Raw genomic sequence first — 18,245 nt, 5'->3', positions numbered from 1 at the left:
CGACGGTGCCGGGGGCCGACCGGGCGGCCAGCCCGGAGATCGCCATGACGATCAGGACGAGGACGGCGATGGATGCGGTGGCCATGGTCGAGCCTTCCTGTGCGGATGTTTTCCGGACAGGTTCCAGACTGCGGTACGTAGCCGTGGTGCACCTCGGAGCGAGGTATGGATTTGCTGAGAGTGTGCTGGCGGGAAGTCGGATGTCGGGTCAGCCCCGGGACGGATCCGAACCCGGCGCCGCGAGGCCGGCGGTCAGGGTGCGGATGCAGCGGACGGCGATGTCGGCGGGGCTCGGCCCGGCGCCGTTGCCGTTGCCGTTGCTGTCGCCGTCGTCCGCATCGCCGGTGCCGGCCCACGTCTGGATCGCCAGGCGCATCGCGGTGTTGCCCGCCACCGCCATCAGCCGAACGTCGACGGGGTCCGCGTCCGGGCCCATCAGGGGTGCCAGGACGGTGACGAGGGCTTCCTCGGTGTCGTGGACGACGCGGAACCAGACCGATTCCAGGCCCGGATCGCCCGGGACGGCGCGGAGCAGGCCCCGGCTCAGGCGCAGGGAGTCGCTGCCGAACCGGTCGGACCGGGACAGGGCCCGGTGCGCGGAGCTCGTGAGGGCCTCGACCGGCGGCGTCCCCGGCGCGGTGGCCGCGAGGTCGGCGATCCAGTCCGCGACACCTCCCGCGAGCAGGGGGGTGACCGCCGCCTCCTTGGTGGGGAAGTACCGGTAGAAGGTGCGCAGTCCGATGCCCGCCGCGGTGGCGATGTCCTCCGCGGTGACGGCGGCCGCGCCGCGGGCGGCGAACAGCTCGGCCGCGCAGCGGGCGATCTCGAGCTGGGTCTGGGCCTTGCGGCGCTCGGTCAGTGAGCGGGGGGCTTGCGCGATCGGGTCGGCCATGGTCACCATCATGGCACGTTGTGCCACTCCGGCGTAGCGTGCAAGTACGCAGTCTGCAGACCAGGAGTGCTGCGGGAGACCAGAAGGAGTGCTGCTCATGAATCGCTTCGAGGGACGCAAGGTGCTCGTCACCGGCGCGGGATCGGGCATCGGTCAGGCCACCGTGGCTCGGCTGCTGTCCGAGGGTGGCGTCGTCGCGGCCGCCGACGTGTCCGAGCAGGGCCTCGCCGAGACCCGCAGGCGTGCGGAGGAGGCCGGCGTCGCGGACCGCCTCACCACCGCCGTCGTCGACATCTCCAGCGAGGACTCGGTGCGTGAGGCCATCGGCGGGGCCATCGAGGGCCTCGGCGGCCTGCAGGTCCTCGTAAACGCGGCCGGCATCCTGCGGTCCTCGCACACCGCGGAGACCACTCTCGAGTTCTGGAACACGATGATCGGGGTCAACCTCACCGGCACGTTCCTCGTGACGCGTCAGGCACTGCCCGCCCTGCTCGAATCGGGGAAGGGTGTTGTGGTGAACTTCAGTTCCACCTCGGCGTCGTTCGCGCACCCGTACATGGCCGCCTACGCCGCGACGAAGGGCGGCATCCGGTCCTTCACGCACGCGATCGCGCTCGAGTACGCCAAGCAGGGCCTGCGTGCGGTCGCCGTCGAGCCCGGCTCCATCGCGTCCGGGATGACCAGCAACCCCGGCTTCCCGGAGGAGGGCGTCGACCCGAGCCTGATCGGCAAGCTGTACCCGTGGATCGGCGACGGGTTCGCGCCGCCGGAGGACGTCGCCGGCGTGATCGCGATGCTCGCGTCCGATGACGGAAAGTTCGTCACCGGCACCGAGATTCGCATCGACGGCGGCACCCACATGTGACGCAGGCGCCTCCGGCGCTCGTGAGTGGTTTGCGGGTCCCCACACCCGCAAACCGCGCACGAGCAGCGGAGCTGCCTGTCTCCTAGACTCGGGCGCGATGAGTGCCACCGACCGCCCCGACCTCGACCAGCGCCGCCTGCAGCGACGCACGCGTCTGCTCGAGGTCGGCGTGGACCTGCTGGGGACGGCCGACGCTCCGGGCGTCAACGTGCGCGCCGCCTGCCGCGCGGCCGGCCTCACCGAGCGGTACTTCTACGAGAGCTTCGCCGACCGCGACACCTACATCCGGGAGGTGTACGCGGAGGTGGGCGAGCGGGCCCGTGCCGCGCTGGTGGCGGCGGTCGCGAAGGCCGACGGCCCCGCGGAGGTCGCCGAACACGCGGTGCGGGCGTTCGTCGAACTCGTCCTCGACCACCCGGAGGCGGGCCGGGTGCTGCTGCTGGCGCCGCTGCGCGAACCCGCGCTCGGCGGCCGCGGCCTCGCGCTCGCCCCGAGTTTCGTTGTCCTGGTGGCAGATCAACTGAAGGACATCGCCGATCCCGACGAACGGGCCCTGCGCGCCCTCGGCCTCGTCGGTGCCCTGACGAGCCTGTTCATCGGCTACCTCGACGGCACCGTCACCGTGCCGCGCGAGACCCTGATCCGGCACTGCCTCGGCCTGCTCGAGCGGGCGAGCAGGCTCTGACGCGGGGACCCGTCCCGGGGATGTCTAGATTGGCGAGCATGTCCACAACCCCGGATCGGGAGATCGTCGACGAGGCTCTCGGCACCTTCGTCCGTGGTCACCTCGACCTCACCGACGGAACCCGCCTCGACGACCGGCATTTCAGCCTGACACTCGAACTCGGCGGGCGGGACGTCGCATTCCTCGCCGCCGCCGTCGACCCCGACGAGGCCCGTTCGCTGCTGCCCAGGCTCCGCCGGGTCGTGCACGATCACGATCGGTTGGTCCGCAGCGCCGTCGAGGCCGTGGTCCGGCAATTCGGCGACGACCCACCGTCCGTCGAGGAACTCGCCGACGCCCACGACGATCTCGTGCTCGACACCGTCGAGACCCACCCCGGCGGCGACGTGGTGCTGCACCTGGCGGACACGTGTGGCGACCACTTCATGGACGGCTACTGGCCCGCGGTCCGACTCGATCCCGACGACAACGTGGTGGCTGTGACGGTCGAGTCGTGAGACTCCCGGCCTCGGGTGCGTTGCGCTACCGGAAGTCCGTGTACGCGTCGGCGCGCGGGCCGATCGCCGTGACCTCGACGATCCGCCGGATCTCGTCGATCCGGAAGACCACCCGATTGGCGCCCCGCGGGAACGAGTAGAGGAGTGACAGCGCAGGCGCGTCCAGTTCGGCGCCGATGGCGCGCGGGTCGTCGAGCAGGGGGCCGGTGAGGACGCCGAACAGCGCGAGTGCGTCGGGGGCGCGGACCGTTCCGGTGAGGGCGAGCGCCGCCGATCGTGCGACGGCCAGTCGATGGCGCGATTCCACCGAAGTCGGCGGGGTTGCTTCCCCGGGACCGCGGTCGGCGTCGTGCATGGCCCGACCGAGGGCGGCAGCGTCGACGACGTCCCCGGCGGCGATCTCGGCGACACCGAGCTCGTGCGCAGCCAGCATCGGCGGGTCGGACAGCAGGGCGATCGTCTCGCGCAGCCCGTCGTAGTGGTTCGCGCCGAGGAGAACCGCCGCGCGCGCTCCGCCCGCGATGATGTCGAACCGTTCCTTTCCTCGGGTGGTTGCCGCGATCAGTTCGGGCAGTCGTTCCTGCGCGTCGCCCACCTGGAGAATCGTCATGTGGTGACGGTAGCGGTCTGCGGCTGGCAGTTCGGGCACCAGAAGATCTGCCGCTCACGATCGGGTGTGCCGTCACCGAGCATGCCGGCCGCGACGAGGGTGCCGCAGCGCAGGCACGGCTTGCCCGCGCGGCCGTACACCCACGTGGTGCGACCGCGACGGCGGTCGCCGGTGGTGATGCGGACGGTGCGGTCGCGGTTCGCGGTCAGCAGGCGGTGCGCGAGATCCGCCCACGCTCGCGGTTCCCCGGCGTCCGCGACGGGTGTCGCCGGGTGCACGCCGCGCAGGAAGCACAGTTCGCTGCGGTAGACGTTGCCCACCCCGGCCATCACGCGCTGATCGAGCAGGGCCACGCCGATCGGGCGGCCCGGCTCGGCGCCGAGGTTCGCCGCGGCGCGGCCGGTGTCCCAGTCGGGGCCGAGTAGATCCGGCCCCAAGTGCCCGACCGCGCGCTCCTCCTCGGCGCGCGCGAGCACCTCGACGATGCCGAGCTGGAACCCGACGGCGAGGAAATCCTCGGTGCCGAGCAGGATTCGGGCCTGCCAGGCGGGCCGACGCCACCGCGCGCCCGCCGGGTACACGTGCCACTCGCCCTCCATCTTCAGGTGGGAGTGCACTGTCGCCTCGCCGACCCGGATCAGCAGGTGCTTGCCGCGGCTGAGCACCTCGTCGACCGGTCCGGGCGTCAGATCCACCGTCGCGAACCGAGGCACCCGGATGTCGCAGACCGTCAGCGGCGCGCCGACCAGCGCGCGGCGCAGCCTGCTCGCGGCCTGCCAGACGGTGTCACCCTCGGGCATCGGCACCGCCTCGCGCCGGGCGCATCCGGTCAGTGCCCATACGAGGTCCGTTTGCGCAGCCCGCGGGGCGTCGCCGAGAACCCCGCCTCGACCAGCGCGGGGGACAGCGGGCTGGTGTGCACCGACTCGCCGTCGACCTTCTCGATGACGATCTTGTCGACGCCTCCGCGGTCGACGAGTTCGGCCAGGGCGATCGCGGCACTGTGCCGGGTCCCCGGGTCGTCGGTGAACGTGAGCAGCGTCTTGCCGCCCCGCTCGACGTAGAGCGCGAGCTCGCCGTCGACGAGGACGACCATCGCTCCGGCCTTGCGCCCCGGGCGATGACCGCCGTCGGTGGCGGGCCACGGCAGCGCGCCGCCGTACGGGTTCACCGGGTCGGTCGCGGCGAGCGCGACCGCGGCGCGGGCGGGCTCGGCTCCCGGCTCCGCGAAGCCGCGGAGCCGGTCCACCACCTCGGACGTCGAGAACTGGGCCGCACCGAGACCGTTCACGAAGTAGCCGCGCCGGCACCGGCCGCCGTCCTCGAACCCGCGCAGCACCTTGTACATCAGCGCGAACCCGCCGGGCACGTCCTCCGCGACCACCGAGCCTCGGGTGAGCACCCCGTACCGGTCAAGCAGCAGGTCGGCGCGGGCGTGCGCACGGATCGTCGGGTCCGGCTCCGGATCGGGCAGCAGCGACCACCGGCCGCCCACAGTCGGGGGACCGGTGCGGGACGGCAGTGCCGGCCGCGGCAACGCCCGGTACGCGCGGGTCCGGGGTGCGCGGCGCGGAGGCCGGTGGCTCGGGGTCGCTCGGGTGGTGCCCGACAGCAGCGCCCGCAGCGGCGCGAACGTGTCGCCCGACAGGTGCCCGGCCCACACCAGTTGCCACAGCGCGTCGACGAGCGCCGGGTCGTCGGTGGACCCGACCTGGTCCGACAGGGTGCGGAAGAAGTACGCCCCGCCCGGCGCCAGGGTGTCGAGGATCGTGCGGTGCAGATCGGACAGCTCGATGTCCTGCGGTGGCGGTAGCGTCAGCGGCGCGGTGTCCGCCAGGTGCAGGCGGACCCAGCCGTCGCTGCCGGAGATCTGCCCGGCTCCGGACCACAGCACCTCTCCGGTGGTGGTCAGTTCGTCCAGCATCGACGGCCGGTAGTCGCGCACCCGCGACGGCAGCACCATCGACTCCCAGGCGGACGCCGGGATCGGCACCCCGGCGAGTTGGTCGATCACCGCCGCGACCCCGTCCACGCCGCGCAGTCCGCCGCCGACGTGCTGCCAGTCGGGGAGGAAGCGGCCGAGCGCCTCCGGTTCGACCGGTTCGACGTCGCGTCGGGCCGCGGCCAGGGACCTGCGCCGGATCCGGCGCAGCACTTCGGCGTCGCACCACTCCGAACCCGTTGCCGCGGGACGGAACTCGCCCTCGACGACCCGCTTGTCCTGCGCCAGCCGCAACAGTACGTCCCGGACCACCGAGGTGCCGAGCCCGAACCGGGAGGCACACTCGGCGAGCGTGAACGGACCGTGGGTGCGGGCGTAGCGGCCGATCAGGTCACCGAGCGGGTCGTCGACCGGCTCGATGAACGCGGCCGGGGTGCCGATCGGCAGCGGTACCCCGAGTGCGTCGCGCATTCGCGAGGCGTCCTCGATCGCGACCCACCACTGCTGCCCGGCGAACGCGACCCGCATCGCACGCTTGTGGGCTTCGAGCCCGGCCAGCCACTCCCGCGGATCCGCCGTGGCGCGGGCGGCCACCTCCGTTTCGGTCAGCGGTCCGAGCAGCCGCAACAGGTCGGCGACACCCTCGGCGTCCTTCGCGCGGCGGTCCTCGGCGAGCCGCTGCAGTTCGCGTTCGGTCTGCTCGATCACCGCCTCGTCGAGGAGTTCCCTCAACTCCACCCGGCCGAGCAGCTCGGCGAGCAGCGTCGAGTCCAACGACAGTGCGGCGGCGCGGCGTTCGGCGAGTGGACTGTCGCCCTCGTACATGAACGCGCCGACGTAGTCGAACAGTAGCGCCGTGGCGAACGGGGACGGCGACGGCGTCTCCACCTCCACGATCCGGATCCGGCGGCGGCCCACGTCGGTCAGCAGCCGGATCAGGGACGGCAGGTCGTACACGTCCTGCAGGCACTCGCGGACCGTCTCGAGCAGGATCGGGAACGTCGGGTACTTGCGGGCCACGTCCAGCAGTTGCGCGGACCGCTGCCGCTGCTGCCACAGCGGGGCGCGGCGACCCGGGTTGCGGCGCGGCAGCAGCAGGGCGCGGGCCGCACACTCGCGGAACCGCGACGCGAACAGCGCCGACGCCCCGACCTGCTCGGTGACGACGTCCTCGATCTCGTCGTGGTCGAAGACGAACAGCTCCGCACCGGGCGCCGCGTCCTCGGTGTCCGGCAGCCGGACGATGATGCCGTCGTCGGATGCGGTTGGCGCGGAATCGATCCCGTACCGCTCTTGCAGTCGGGCGCCGATCGCCAGAGCCCACGGTGCGTGCACCGGCAGCCCGTACGGGGAGTGCAGCACCAGCCGCCAGTCGCCGAGTTCGTCGCGGAACCGTTCCAGCACCAGGGTGCGGTCGCTGGGCACCTGCCCGGTCGCGGAACGCTGCTCGTCGACCAGCGCCAGCAGGTTGTTCGTCGCGTTCTCGTCGAGGCCCTGGGCGGTCAGCCGCGGCCGCAGCTCCGCCGGGTCGCCGAGCGCGGTCTCGCGCAGGAACCCGCCGAGCGCGGCGCCGAGCTCGGCGGGCCGGCCGAGGCCGTCGCCGTGCCAGAACGGCAACCGGCCCGGCATCCCGTAGGCGGGGGAGACCAGCACCCGGTCGTGGGTGATCTCCTCGATCCGCCAGCTGGTCGCGCCGAGCGCGAACACGTCCCCGACCCGGGACTCGTAGACCATCTCCTCGTCGAGCTCACCGACCCGCGCGTTGCGCTCACCCACCATGTAGACGGTGAACAGCCCACGGTCGGGGATCGCGCCGCCCGAGGTGACGGCGAGGCGCTGTGATCCGGGCCTGCCGGTCAGCACGTCGGCGTCGCGGTCCCACACCAGCCGCGGTCGCAGTTCGGCGAACTCGTCGGACGGGTAGCGGCCGGCGAGCAGGTCCAGGGTGGCGTCGTAGGCGGACCGGGGCAGGGTCGCGAAGTTCCCGGTGCGCCGGACCGCGTCGAACCACGCCCCCGCGTCGATCGGGTCGAGCGCGCACACCGCGACGGTGTGCTGCGCCAGGATGTCGAGCGGGTTCGCCGGTACCGCAAGGGCTTCGATCTTCCCGGTGGTCATCCGCTCCACCGTGACGGCACAGTGGATCAGGTCGGTGCGGTGCTTCGGGAAGAGCACGCCGCGGGAGATCTCCCCGACCTGGTGCCCCGCCCGGCCGACGCGCTGCAGCCCGCTGGCCACCGACGGCGGTGCCTCGACCTGGATCACCAGGTCCACCGCACCCATGTCGATGCCGAGTTCGAGACTGGACGTGGCGACCACGCACCGCAGCCGGCCGGACTTGAGGTCGTCCTCGATCAGTGCGCGTTGGTCCTTGCTGACCGATCCGTGGTGGGCGCGCGCCAGCAGCGGCTCGGCGCCGTGGTTCACCTCGGTCGGCGCGCCGATCTGCGCAGGCGGCGCGTGCAGGGTGGTGACCGGGTCGCCGAGTCGCGCCGCGTACACCTCGTTCAGTCGTGCGGTCAGGCGTTCGGCGAGGCGGCGCGAATTGGCGAACACGATCGACGAGGAGTGCTCGAGCACCAGGTCGACGATCTGTTCCTCGACGTGCGGCCAGATCGAACCCTGCTGCGGCGCCGGTGATTCCGAGGTCGGGTCCGGGTCGGTGACACCGAGCTCGGTCATGTCCTCGACCGGGACCCGGACCGTCAGGTCGAACGTCTTCGGTGCGGGCGGTGCGACGACGTGCACCGGCGCCGAGCCGGCCAGGAACCGGGCCACCTCCTCGTGCGGGCGGACGGTGGCGGAGAGCCCGATCCGCTGCGCCGGCCGGTCAAGCAGCATGTCCAGCCGCTCGAGCGAGAGGGCCAGGTGCGCGCCGCGTTTGGTGGCGGCGACGGCGTGCACCTCGTCGACGATCACCGTCCGCACCGTCGCCAGGGTCTCGCGGGCCGCGGAGGTGAGCATCAGGAACAGCGACTCGGGGGTGGTGATCAGGATGTCCGGCGGGGTGCGCAGCATCGCGCGCCGCGTGGCCGGGGCGGTGTCGCCCGACCGGACGCCGACGGTGATCTCCGGCGGCGTCAGGCCGAGTCGCTTCGCGGTCTGGGTGATCCCGACGAGTGGGGCGCGCAGGTTGCGTTCGACGTCCACCGCCAGTGCCTTGAGCGGCGAGACGTAGACGACCGTCGTCCCGGTGGGCTGCTCCTCCGTCGTGTCGGCGAGCCGGTGCGGGCGGGTGGCCAGCTGGTCGAGGGCCCACAGGAACGCCGAGAGGGTCTTTCCGGAGCCGGTCGGTGCGACGACGAGGGCGTGCGAACCGTCCGCGATCGCCTCCCACGCACCGAGCTGTGCGGACGTCGGCGCAGGGAAGGCACCCGCGAACCACTCGCGGGTGGGCGCCGAGAACCTGTCGAGCACGGCGTCCCTGCGCCCATCCCGCACGGCGTCGCTGCGCCCATCCTGCACGGCATCCATGGGTCCATCCTGCCTCGCGCCCCCGACATCACGAGTGGGTGTCGAAACGGCGCGGTCCCTCGACAGGTGTCGTAGCCTGCCCGGATGACCACTGCGGAAGCTCGGTTCCGGCGGGTGGGCGCCGGCGAACCGGTCTTGCTGATTCACCCGTTCGCGCTGTCTCATCACGTGTGGCGACGAACCGCCGACCTGCTGGCCGCCGACCACGACGTGCTGGCGGTCTCGATGCCGGGACACTGGGCCGGGGAACGCGTCCGGCCCTTCGACGTCAGTATCGACAACTACGCCGACGGTGTGGAGCGGATCGTCGACGAGCTCGGCTGGGACACCTGCCACATCGTCGGCAACTCCCTCGGCGGCTGGGTCGGCTTCGAACTCGAGCGGCGCGGCCGCGCACGTTCCCTGACGGCGATCGCCCCGGCCGGCGGCTGGTCGGACCTCTCGCCGTCCGAACTGCGACTCGGGGCGATCTTCCTGGCGCTGGCGCCGTTCATCGGGATCGGGCGCCTGATCGGTGACCAGGCGTGGAGGATGCCACTGGTGCGGCGACTGGTGCTGTGGCTGCTCTCCCACGACGACGCCGCGGTGCCCGCCGACGACCTCCGGCTGGTCATCAAGGCCGCGACGCACTGCGGCGCGTTCCTGCCGACCGAATGGATGGGCTTGCGGGACGGCGGAATCCGCGGCATCGGCCGGGTTCGGGTCTCGACACTGCTGGTGCTGTGCGAGCACGACACGCTGCTGCCGATCGAGACGTACGGCCGGCGATTCCTCGACGAGCTGCCCGCCACCGCAGGCCGGGTGGTTCTGCCCGGGGTCGGGCACATCCCGATGCTGGAGAATCCGGCGCTGGTCGCCGAGACGATCCGCGGGCACGTGACGGCCGCCGTCGAACGTCCGATCGCGCGTTAGCCGCTGCCGAGTCGGTCCAACAGCGCCGAGCGGATCTGCGGCCGCGACGCGGCGACCAGGGTCAACGTCGCCTCCCGCATCAGCCGTTCGGCGGTGCTGCCGCCGATCGACGCCGCACTTCCCGTGGCGGTCACCAGCGCGGCCGCGGTCACGATGGCCAGTTCCGATGCGGCGGCGCGGGCGTCGTACAAGTCGCCGGCCACGGTCAGCGCCTTGTCCAGACGCTCGCGGACCGTGTCGGCGGCCGACTCGAACGGATCGACGTCGACTCCCCGCTCCGCGAGCTCGGTCCGGCAGCGCCGTGCCACGCCGGTTGCCATGCAGCCGTTCAACCACGACCCGAACAGCTGACCGGCCGCGAACACCTCGGGCGAGGTGACATTCGCGACCCGGGCGTCCGGAACCTCGAACCCGTCGAGCCGCAGCCGCACCGTGTTGCTGCCGCGGGCCGCGATCAGCGGAAGTTCTTCGACGACGACCGCCTCGGTGGCGGTGGCGTCCACCACCAGGTGGACGATCGAGTCGTCGAACTCGTCACGGGCGGACAGTTGCAGGACGTCGACGATGTCCCAGCCGGTGACGAACGGCGCGACCCCGTCGAGCACGTATCCGCCGTCCACCCGTCGCGCGTAGAGCAGTGGCGGCTGCGGGATCGCGCCGGCGAACGCCACCCCGCCGCGGACCGACCCGTTGACCAGGCCGTCCCAGAGTCGTTCACGGAGATCGTGATTCGGGCTCGAGGCGAGCGAGCTGACGACACCGTGGTGCTGCATCCAGGTGAATGCGGTGGCCAGGCAGCCGCCGCAGAGGATCTCGACCACCGCGACCAGCTCGCCGGTGTCGAGTGCCGGGCCGCCCCGGTCCGGGGGCGCGGCGAGCCCGTAGAACCCGGCCTCGGCCAGTGCGGCGAAGTGGCTCGACGGGATCTCGCCGTCGGCGTCCACGCTGTCGGCGGCCGGGAACAGCACGTCCTCGGCGACTTCGTGAGCGAGCTCGGACCAGTGCGTCACGCCCTCAGGGTAAGGGCCCGGAGACGGCATCGGTGCGAGGCGGCTCCGCCGCCGGTGAGTCCTTCCGGCCCGCCACCGGACCGGAAGGACTCACGATGCGTCAGCGCCCGAACTCGACGCCCTGTGCCAGGGGCAGCTGGTCGGAGTGGTTGACGGTGTTGGTGGCCCGGCGCATGTACGCCTTCCACGAGTCGGAGCCCGACTCGCGACCGCCGCCGGTGTGCTTCTCGCCGCCGAACGCGCCGCCGATCTCGGCGCCCGAGGTGCCGATGTTGACGTTCGCGATGCCGCAGTCCGACCCGTCGGCGGCGAGGAACCGCTCGGCCTCGCGCTGGTCGAGGGTGAAGATCGCCGACGACAACCCCTGCGGGACCGCGTTGTGGAGCGCGATCGCCTCGTCGAGGTCCTCGTAGGTCAGGACGTAGAGGACCGGCGCGAAGGTCTCCTCGCGGACCACCGCGGTCTGTGCGGGCATCCGGACGAGGGCGGGCGAGACGTACACCCCGGCCCGCTCGACCCGGTCGCCGCCGCAGACCACCGTGCCGCCGTCGGCGCGGGCCCGGTCCAGTGCGGAAACCATGCCGTCCCAAGCCTGTTCGCGGACCAGTGGACCGACCAGGACGCCGTCGTCGAGGGGGCTGCCCACCGGCAACTTCCGGTAGGCGGCCGCCACCCGGTCGACGACGGTGTCCACGATCGACGAGTGCACGATCAGCCTGCGCAGTGTGGTGCAGCGCTGCCCGGCGGTACCCGCGCCTGCGAACACGATCGCCCGGACCGCGAGATCCAGGTCGGCGGAGGGGGCGACGACCGCGGCGTTGTTGCCGCCCAGTTCGAGCAGGCAGCGGCCGAACCGGGCCGCGACCCGCGGGCCCACCTCCCGGCCCATGCGGACGGAGCCGGTGGCGCTGACGAGAGCCACCCGTGGATCGTCGACGAGCCGCTCGCCCACCGGACCGGTCCCGAGCAGCACCCGGTGCACGCCGTCGGGGGCGCCGGTGTCCGCCGCCGCGCGCCGGACCAGCGCGTCGCAGGCGAGCGCGGTCAGCGGGGTCAGTTCGGACGGCTTCCACACCACCGGGTCCCCGCACACGAGCGCCACGGCGGCGTTCCACGACCACACCGCGACCGGAAAGTTGAACGCCGAGATCACCGCGACGACGCCGAGTGGGTGCCACGTCTCCATCAATCTGTGCCCGGGCCGCTCGGAAGGCATTGTCCGGCCGTACAACTGGCGGGACAGTCCGACCGCGAACTCGCAGACGTCGATCATCTCCTGCACCTCACCGAGGGCCTCGGATGCGATCTTGCCCGCCTCGATCGTCACCAGTGTTGCGAGGTCCTGCTTGTGTTCGGTGAGCAGTTCCCCGAGCCGGCGCACGAGCGCGCCCCGCTGCGGTGCGGGCACGATCCGCCACCGCTCGAAGGCGTGCCGGGAGTCGGTGATCGCGGCGTCCACCTGCTCGGGGGTGGAGGACGGCAGCCGGAACAGTGTCGATCCATCGATCGGCGTGCGGGCGGGCAGGTCCCCGTCGTCGGGTGGCGTGGGGACACCGCACGCCTGCAGGGCCCGGGCGGCGAGTTCGCGTGGGGAAGTGGGGGACATCGGATGCACCTCTTGCGGTCGCGGCGGATGGGAACCTACTGGGCTAGCCTGCCTCCATGTCGGAGCCACTGGACGAGATCGACACGCTGCTCGTGCGCGAACTCGTCGACGACGGACGGGCGACGCTCGCCACGCTCGCGGAAAAGGCCGGTTTGTCGGTGTCGGCGGTCCAGACCCGGGTGCGCCGGCTCGAGGCGCGCGGCGTGATCCGCGGATACGGTGCGCGCGTCGACCCCGAAGCGCTCGGTGAGGAACTGTCCGCTTTCGTGGCGATCACTCCCTTCGATCCGTCGGGTCCCGACGATGCGCCTGCTCGCCTGGCGCACATTCCGGAGATCCGGGCCTGCCACTCGGTCGCGGGGGAGGAGAGCTACGTCCTGCTGGTGCGGGTGGAGTCTCCGCGGGCGCTCGAGCGGCTACTGCAGCTGATCCGGACCACAGCCAACGTCCGTACCCGCAGCACCATCATTCTGCAGACATTTTACGACAGGGCGTAGATAGGGCCGGAAATGTTACTGAATATCGTGTCTGAACGGGAAGTTTTGGCCTAACCTCGGAATATGAGTGGCGCGGTCGACCAGCGACACGGAGTCGGGGACATCGGACCCGGCGAGGTTCTCGGCGTGCTGGGTGCGCACATGCTGGTCGACGGATTCGACCTCGTCCTCGACCTCGCCCGATCCCGCGGTCGCACGCTGGTCGACCAGCGCGACGGCACCGAATATCTCGACATGTTCGGGTTCTTCGCCTCGAACGCGCTCGGCATGAACCATCCCGCGCTCGCCGACGACGGGGAGTTCCTCGCCGAACTCGCCGAGGTCGCAGTGAACAAGCCGAGCAACTCCGACGTCTACACCGTCGAGATGGCACGCTTCGTGCAGGCATTCGAGCGGGTCCTCGGCGATCCCGCGCTGCCGCACCTGTTCCTCGTCGACGGCGGCGCGCTCGCGGTCGAGAACGCGCTCAAGGTCGCGTTCGACTGGAAGAGCCGCCGCAACGAGGCGGCCGGCCGGGACCGCGCGCTCGGTTCCCAGGTGCTGCACCTGCGGCACGCCTTCCACGGTCGCAGCGGCTACACCCTGTCGCTGACCAACACCGATCCGGTCAAGGTCGCACGGTTCCCGCTGTTCGCGTGGCCGCGGATCGACGCCCCCGCGATCGAAGCCGGGACGGACATCGCCGCGGCCGAGGCCCGCGCACTCGACCAGGCTCGGTGCGCTTTCGTCGAGAACCCTTACGACATAGCCTGTTTCGTTGCCGAACCCATCCAGGGGGAGGGGGGTGACCGGCACCTGCGGGCGGAGTTCCTGCTGGCGATGGCCGACCTGTGCCGCGAGCACGACGCGCTGTTCGTCCTCGACGAGGTGCAGACCGGCGCCGGGCTCACCGGCACCGCCTGGGCCTACCAGCAACTGGGGTTGCGACCGGACGTCGTCGCGTTCGGGAAGAAGACCCAGGTGTGCGGGATCATGGCCGGCGGCCGCGTCGACGAGATCCCCGACAACGTCTTCGCGGTGAGTTCACGGATCAACTCCACGTGGGGCGGCAACCTCACGGACATGGTGCGCGCCCGGCGCATCCTCGAGGTGATCGAGCGCGACCGGCTCATCGACCGGGCCCGGCTCCTCGGCTCGCACCTGCTCACCGAATTGACGGCGCTCGCACGCAGGCACGACGGGGTGAGCGACCCGCGTGGCCGCGGCCTGATGTGCGCGATCACCCTCGACACCGCGGGGCGCCGCGACGCCGCCGTCGCCGCCCTGCGCGAGTGCGAGCGGGTACTGGTTCTCGGCACCGGGGAACGGGGGATCCGGTTCCGGCCGCCGCTGACCGTCACCGCCACCGAACTGTCGGACGCCGTCGCCGCGCTGGACCGGGTGCTCGCGGCGGACGGGGTGCCGGGGGCCTGACCGGGCGGGGCTTCGGGAGAACGTGTCGGTGCCCCCTGTCATTCTGGTCGGCTCCGCGGTGGAGCGGCGAGGACCCGCGTGAACGAGGCTGTGCGACAGCCTCGTCCGCGTGCCGGTCCCGCCCCGAACCTGCACCCGAGGAACCAGCACTTGAACGAGTTCGATCCGACCACACATCCCGATCCGGCCGTCTCGAAGGCGACCTGGGTGATCGGTGTCGCCGCCGCGCTGGTGCTCGGCATGGCGATCGGCGTCGTCATGACCGAGGCCGCCGCACCGAGCGCGGGGGCGCCCTGTGCGCCGTGGCCGCAGCCTGCGCGCACCGTCGAAGTGTCGACCGGGCAGTGAGGTGAGCGGAGCGGCGGGGGATGGGCGCAGACGGTGTCCGCGGCGTGGTTTACCGTGCAGGCATGAGCATCTCGCGCCCGGTCGGGTCGCCGATTCCAGTCGCCTCCGTCCCCAACCTGCGGGATGCGGGCGGGTACCGCACCACGGACGGCGCGGTGGTGCGCAGCGGCCGGGTCTACCGCTCCACCGATCTGGGCGCGGTCGCGGACTCGGACCGGTCCGCGCTCGACGCCCTCGGCGTCGCGACGGTGTTCGACCTGCGGACACTCGCCGAACGCGAGCACCGCCCGGACCGCGTGCCGACCGGCGCGAAGGAGGTCGCGCTCGACGTGCTCGCCGACCGTGACCCGTCCGCCGCCCCGGCGATGATGCAGAAGCTCATCGGCGATCCCGTCCTCGCGGAGCAGCTGCTCGGCGGCGACACCGGCGGCACCAACTCGCACCTGCTCGGCAGCTACCGCGAGTTCGTGTCCATGCCGTCCGCGGTCGCCGCGTACCGGGCGCTGTACACCGACCTGGCCCGCCGCGAGGACACGCCGGTCCTGATTCACTGCACCACCGGCAAGGACCGCACCGGGTGGGCCGTGGCCGCGCTGCTGCTGGTCCTCGGCGTCGACGAGAACCAGGTGTTCGAGGAGTACCTGCTGACCAACGAGCAGCTGCTGCCCGCGCTCGCGCCGGTGTTCGACCGGTTCCGCAGCGCCGGCGGCAACCCCGACATCCTCCTGCCGCTGCTCGGCGTGCGCCGCGAGTACCTGGAGGCCGCGCTAGACCAGATGCACACCGACTTCGGCGACATCGAGGGCTACTTCGTGCGGGGTCTCGGGCTCGGCACCGAGGATGTCGACGCGTTGCGGGCCCGGCTCCTCACCCGGGACTGACGGCCGCAGCGTCCCACGCGACACGAACCGGTCCCCGAGACGGTTGGGGAGCCACCGGTGTCGGATTCGCCTACTTTGGGCAGATGACGATCACGCCCGGCACGAGCATCCCGATCCTGTCCGTCCCGAACCTGCGCGAGATCGGCGGGTATCGCACCCGTGACGGCGCGACGGTCCGCTTCGGTCGCTTCTACCGTTCGACGGATCTGAGCAAGGTCACCGTCGACGATGCGATCAGGCTCGCCGACCTCGGTCTCGTGACGGTGTTCGACCTGCGCACCGCGGCCGAGCGCGACGCGGCGCCCGATCGGGCGCCGGCATCGGTTCGGGAGGTGCCGCTGGACGTGCTGGCCGACCAGGTGCAGGCGTCGATGGCCGCCCAGATGCAGTCCGTGCTGGAGGAACCGGCGATCCTCGAGAAGTATCTCGGCGACACCCACGCGATGGACCTGTTCCTCGAGGTCTATCGCGACCTGGTCACCCTGCCGAGCGCGCTCGCGTCGTACCGGGCGATGTTCGTCGACCTCGCGGCGCCCGACGCCCTGCCCGCCCTCGTGCACTGCACGACGGGCAAGGACCGTACCGGCTGGGCCACCGCGTCGCTGCTGCTCCTGCTCGGTGTCGACGAGGACGACGTGTTCCACGACTACCTGCTGACCAACGACCAGCTGCTGCCGTCGTTCCAGGCCGTCTTCGACAAGTTCACCGCAGGGGGTGGCGACCCGAAACTTCTCGAGCTGGTGCTCGGCGTCCGTCCCGAATATCTGCAGACGGCTCTGGGGCAGATGCGGGAGAAGTTCGGGACGGTGGAGGGATACTTCGCCGACGGTCTCGGGATCGACGGGGCCGCGCAGCAGGCCATTCGTTCGCATCTGCTCGAGGGCTGAAACGCACGCCCGGGTTGCGTGCCGGGGCGCACGGGTGGTCAGCGCCGCGACTCCAGCATCTCGCGGACCCAGGCCGGTACCAGGTCGCCGGCCCGGCCCTGCCGTGTCTCGTGAAACAGGTGGCTGCCCTCACTGGGCTCGAGGTTGAGCTCGAGGGTCCGGGCACCGTGCTGCCGGGCGTGCCGGACGAACCCGGCCGCGGGGTAGACCGCACCGGAGGTGCCGATGGACACGAAGTGGGTGGCCTCGGTGAGGGCGTCGGCGATGCGCTCCATCTCGTACGGGATCTCGCCGAACCACACCACGTCGGGCCGCAGGTCGGCGACTCCGCAGCGGGGGCAGGGCGGCCCGTCGATCAAACCGTCGTCCCACGGCGAGGCGACGCCGCACGCGCGGCACAGGGCCTTGCGGAGCTCGCCGTGCATGTGGATCACGTTGCGCGAGCCGGCCCGCTCGTGCAGGTCGTCGATGTTCTGGGTGACGACCAGTAGCCTCGTTCCGAGTGTCTCTTCCAACTCGGCCAGCGCCCGGTGGGCGTGATTCGGTTCGACGGTGCGCAGCGCGTCGCGGCGGGCGTCGTAGAACCGCTGCACCGTGAGCCGGTCACGCTCGAACCCCTCCGGCGTGGCCACGTCCTCGATCCGGTGGCTCTCCCACAGGCCGTCGGCGTCGCGAAAGGTCGGCACTCCGCTCTCTGCGGAGATGCCGGCACCGGTCAGGACCACGATCTGGGACACGGAAAAAGGCTACCCGTGCACCGAGTGCCCGCGCCGTCGCCCGGCGGTCGCCCTCAGCGGTCGGCTACGGTGAGCCCGAGCGCTCCCTCGGCGAAACGCCGGACGGCATCGCTCGCGCTCGCCAGTGCGTCGTCGTGGCCGTGTCGTGCCCAGCCGCCGAGCTCGCCGACGTCACCGCGCGGCGTCAGGCCGACCTCGGCGAGCAGTTCGCCGGTGGTGGGTTCGCACACCGCCCACGAGTAGTGCTCCTCCGCCGCCCACTGCGCGGTGCGGTTGGCGATGTAATCCGGGTCGGTGACACCGCCGTCGGCGAGGGCGGGACGGTCGTCGACGCGCTCGTCCTCCCGCAGTGCACGCAGATACCAGGAACCGGCGTTGATCTCGATCGGTTCCATCAGCCCTCGTCTCCGTCCCCGAGCTCGCGGCGGCGGTGGTCCCGGTGCCTGCGCTGCTTGCGTTCGCGATCGGTGCCGAACAGCAGGATGCCGGCGGCGGGGATCGCGAGGAACCACAGCCAGCTGCCGGTGACGAAGAAGAGCAGAAGGGCGACGAGCGGGATCAGCGCCATGATCCGGCCCTGCCAGTCGGGGGAGAAGCGGCGGTCCGGGGTGGAGGCGTCCGGGGGCGCGGCGGTCGCTGCCGTCGGCGTGGGGAGATCCGCAAACACCTGCTCGAGCTGTCCGCGGGTGGTCGCGGCGGTGATCAGCCCGCTGCGCTCGTCGAACTCGGTCACCGACAACCGGCCGTCGCTGAAGTGCCGGCTGAGTTGTTCGAGCGCCTGCTCGCGTTCGGCGGTCCCGATGCGAATCTCCGGTGGTTCGGCCATGTCGACAGACTAACGACTGCGTTGAAACGCCGAATGCCCCCGACCTCGGGGTCGGGGGCATTCGGCGTGAGCGTCTTACTTGAGTTCGGCGAGGACGGTGCCCTGCGTGATCGCGGCACCCGGCTCGACGGCCAGACCGGTCACGGTACCGGCCTTGTGCGCG

The 18,245-nt window shown here is 71.7% G+C and carries 18 protein-coding genes; 9 read left to right on the top strand and 9 right to left on the bottom strand.

Annotated features, from left to right (window positions below; all coding sequences use genetic code 11):
* Positions 1 to 208: 208 nt before the first annotated feature.
* Entirely contained in the window at positions 209 to 919 is a 711-nt protein-coding gene (locus tag ACWEPG_RS21070; protein WP_450136310.1) for a TetR/AcrR family transcriptional regulator, read from the bottom strand.
* A 70-nt stretch (positions 920 to 989) separates the two neighbouring features.
* Between ACWEPG_RS21070 and ACWEPG_RS21065 the strand changes: the two genes are divergently transcribed.
* The 3 genes from ACWEPG_RS21065 (at position 990) to ACWEPG_RS21055 (ending at position 2,939) form a co-directional block, all read left to right on the top strand.
* On the top strand, positions 990 to 1,757 hold the full coding sequence (locus ACWEPG_RS21065) for an SDR family NAD(P)-dependent oxidoreductase (protein ID WP_450136311.1): 768 nt from the start codon (positions 990 to 992) through the stop codon (positions 1,755 to 1,757).
* Between the two features lie 97 nt (positions 1,758 to 1,854).
* A complete protein-coding gene (locus tag ACWEPG_RS21060; RefSeq protein ID WP_450116146.1) occupies positions 1,855 to 2,442 on the top strand; it encodes a TetR/AcrR family transcriptional regulator in 588 nt (195 codons plus the stop codon).
* 38 nt (positions 2,443 to 2,480) lie between these two features.
* Positions 2,481 to 2,939, top strand: a complete 459-nt coding sequence (locus ACWEPG_RS21055) for a hypothetical protein (RefSeq protein ID WP_450116145.1) — start codon at positions 2,481 to 2,483, stop codon at positions 2,937 to 2,939.
* 25 nt (positions 2,940 to 2,964) lie between these two features.
* Here the strand turns inward: ACWEPG_RS21055 and ACWEPG_RS21050 are convergent, their stop codons facing one another.
* From ACWEPG_RS21050 to ACWEPG_RS21040, 3 genes are read right to left on the bottom strand one after another with little or no spacing between them, the layout of a single operon-like run.
* Complete coding sequence (locus tag ACWEPG_RS21050; protein ID WP_450116144.1) at positions 2,965 to 3,549, bottom strand: hypothetical protein; 585 nt, start codon at positions 3,547 to 3,549, stop codon at positions 2,965 to 2,967.
* A complete protein-coding gene (locus ACWEPG_RS21045) occupies positions 3,546 to 4,349 on the bottom strand; it encodes a DNA-formamidopyrimidine glycosylase family protein (RefSeq protein ID WP_452595201.1) in 804 nt (267 codons plus the stop codon). Before ACWEPG_RS21045 ends, ACWEPG_RS21050 begins: the two co-directional genes overlap by 4 nt.
* Positions 4,350 to 4,378: 29 nt before the next feature.
* Positions 4,379 to 8,965, bottom strand: a complete 4,587-nt coding sequence (locus ACWEPG_RS21040) for an ATP-dependent helicase (RefSeq protein WP_452595200.1) — start codon at positions 8,963 to 8,965, stop codon at positions 4,379 to 4,381.
* A gap of 84 nt (positions 8,966 to 9,049) precedes the next feature.
* On the opposite strand from ACWEPG_RS21040, the gene ACWEPG_RS21035 reads away from it, so the two are divergent.
* Positions 9,050 to 9,877, top strand: coding sequence for an alpha/beta fold hydrolase (locus ACWEPG_RS21035; RefSeq protein WP_450116141.1), 828 nt, complete (start codon positions 9,050 to 9,052; stop codon positions 9,875 to 9,877).
* On the opposite strand, the gene ACWEPG_RS21030 is transcribed toward ACWEPG_RS21035, so the two are convergent.
* Both ACWEPG_RS21030 and amaB read right to left on the bottom strand, forming a co-directional pair.
* Positions 9,874 to 10,887, bottom strand: a complete 1,014-nt coding sequence (locus ACWEPG_RS21030) for an acyl-CoA dehydrogenase family protein (protein ID WP_450116140.1) — start codon at positions 10,885 to 10,887, stop codon at positions 9,874 to 9,876. The two genes, ACWEPG_RS21035 and ACWEPG_RS21030, sit on opposite strands and share 4 nt — an antisense overlap.
* Positions 10,888 to 10,987: 100 nt before the next feature.
* The gene (amaB, locus tag ACWEPG_RS21025) at positions 10,988 to 12,493 is read right to left on the bottom strand and encodes an L-piperidine-6-carboxylate dehydrogenase (RefSeq protein WP_452595199.1); all 1,506 of its coding nucleotides are present in this window, start codon (positions 12,491 to 12,493) and stop codon (positions 10,988 to 10,990) included.
* 56 nt (positions 12,494 to 12,549) lie between these two features.
* On the opposite strand from amaB, the gene ACWEPG_RS21020 reads away from it, so the two are divergent.
* From ACWEPG_RS21020 to ACWEPG_RS21000, 5 genes are all read left to right on the top strand, one after another.
* Positions 12,550 to 12,990 (top strand): Lrp/AsnC family transcriptional regulator, encoded by a 441-nt coding sequence (locus ACWEPG_RS21020; RefSeq protein ID WP_450116138.1) that lies wholly within the window; start codon positions 12,550 to 12,552, stop codon positions 12,988 to 12,990.
* Between the two features lie 63 nt (positions 12,991 to 13,053).
* Positions 13,054 to 14,403 (top strand): L-lysine 6-transaminase, encoded by a 1,350-nt coding sequence (lat, locus tag ACWEPG_RS21015; protein ID WP_452595198.1) that lies wholly within the window; start codon positions 13,054 to 13,056, stop codon positions 14,401 to 14,403.
* A 150-nt stretch (positions 14,404 to 14,553) separates the two neighbouring features.
* Complete coding sequence (locus tag ACWEPG_RS21010; protein WP_450116136.1) at positions 14,554 to 14,751, top strand: hypothetical protein; 198 nt, start codon at positions 14,554 to 14,556, stop codon at positions 14,749 to 14,751.
* A gap of 62 nt (positions 14,752 to 14,813) precedes the next feature.
* Positions 14,814 to 15,632, top strand: coding sequence for a tyrosine-protein phosphatase (locus ACWEPG_RS21005; protein WP_452595197.1), 819 nt, complete (start codon positions 14,814 to 14,816; stop codon positions 15,630 to 15,632).
* 83 nt (positions 15,633 to 15,715) lie between these two features.
* Positions 15,716 to 16,519 (top strand): tyrosine-protein phosphatase, encoded by an 804-nt coding sequence (locus ACWEPG_RS21000; RefSeq protein WP_450116134.1) that lies wholly within the window; start codon positions 15,716 to 15,718, stop codon positions 16,517 to 16,519.
* A 38-nt stretch (positions 16,520 to 16,557) separates the two neighbouring features.
* Here the strand turns inward: ACWEPG_RS21000 and ACWEPG_RS20995 are convergent, their stop codons facing one another.
* Genes ACWEPG_RS20995 through ACWEPG_RS20985 form a run of 3 tightly spaced genes read right to left on the bottom strand, consistent with a single transcriptional unit; the run spans position 16,558 to position 18,082 of the window.
* Positions 16,558 to 17,256, bottom strand: a complete 699-nt coding sequence (locus ACWEPG_RS20995) for an NAD-dependent deacylase (RefSeq protein ID WP_450116133.1) — start codon at positions 17,254 to 17,256, stop codon at positions 16,558 to 16,560.
* A 53-nt stretch (positions 17,257 to 17,309) separates the two neighbouring features.
* Positions 17,310 to 17,651 carry a hypothetical protein gene (locus ACWEPG_RS20990; protein ID WP_450116132.1) on the bottom strand — a complete coding sequence of 114 codons (342 nt, stop codon included), beginning with the start codon at positions 17,649 to 17,651 and terminating at the stop codon, positions 17,310 to 17,312.
* On the bottom strand, positions 17,651 to 18,082 hold the full coding sequence (locus ACWEPG_RS20985; RefSeq protein WP_452595196.1) for a DUF1707 SHOCT-like domain-containing protein: 432 nt from the start codon (positions 18,080 to 18,082) through the stop codon (positions 17,651 to 17,653). Before ACWEPG_RS20985 ends, ACWEPG_RS20990 begins: the two co-directional genes overlap by 1 nt.
* Positions 18,083 to 18,245: the final 163 nt, after the last annotated feature.

The sequence above is a fragment of the Rhodococcus sp. NPDC004095 genome (assembly GCF_053604015.1).
This window is presented reverse-complemented; position numbering and strand designations above follow the sequence as displayed.

Bases quoted from the DNA above. Each gene is read 5' to 3' on its own strand.
- ACWEPG_RS21065 (WP_450136311.1), top strand. From the start codon at position 990: ATGAATCGCTTCGAGGGACGCAAGGTGCTCGTCACCGGCGCGGGATCG.
- ACWEPG_RS21060 (WP_450116146.1), top strand. From the start codon at position 1,855: ATGAGTGCCACCGACCGCCCCGACCTCGACCAGCGCCGCCTGCAGCGA.
- ACWEPG_RS21055 (WP_450116145.1), top strand. From the start codon at position 2,481: ATGTCCACAACCCCGGATCGGGAGATCGTCGACGAGGCTCTCGGCACC.
- ACWEPG_RS21050 (WP_450116144.1), bottom strand. From the start codon at position 3,549: ATGACGATTCTCCAGGTGGGCGACGCGCAGGAACGACTGCCCGAACTG.
- ACWEPG_RS21045 (WP_452595201.1), bottom strand. From the start codon at position 4,349: ATGCCCGAGGGTGACACCGTCTGGCAGGCCGCGAGCAGGCTGCGCCGC.
- ACWEPG_RS21040 (WP_452595200.1), bottom strand. From the start codon at position 8,965: ATGGATGCCGTGCAGGATGGGCGCAGCGACGCCGTGCGGGATGGGCGC.
- ACWEPG_RS21035 (WP_450116141.1), top strand. From the start codon at position 9,050: ATGACCACTGCGGAAGCTCGGTTCCGGCGGGTGGGCGCCGGCGAACCG.
- amaB (WP_452595199.1), bottom strand. From the start codon at position 12,493: ATGTCCCCCACTTCCCCACGCGAACTCGCCGCCCGGGCCCTGCAGGCG.
- ACWEPG_RS21020 (WP_450116138.1), top strand. From the start codon at position 12,550: ATGTCGGAGCCACTGGACGAGATCGACACGCTGCTCGTGCGCGAACTC.
- lat (WP_452595198.1), top strand. From the start codon at position 13,054: ATGAGTGGCGCGGTCGACCAGCGACACGGAGTCGGGGACATCGGACCC.
- ACWEPG_RS21005 (WP_452595197.1), top strand. From the start codon at position 14,814: ATGAGCATCTCGCGCCCGGTCGGGTCGCCGATTCCAGTCGCCTCCGTC.
- ACWEPG_RS21000 (WP_450116134.1), top strand. From the start codon at position 15,716: ATGACGATCACGCCCGGCACGAGCATCCCGATCCTGTCCGTCCCGAAC.
- ACWEPG_RS20990 (WP_450116132.1), bottom strand. From the start codon at position 17,651: ATGGAACCGATCGAGATCAACGCCGGTTCCTGGTATCTGCGTGCACTG.
- ACWEPG_RS20985 (WP_452595196.1), bottom strand. From the start codon at position 18,082: ATGGCCGAACCACCGGAGATTCGCATCGGGACCGCCGAACGCGAGCAG.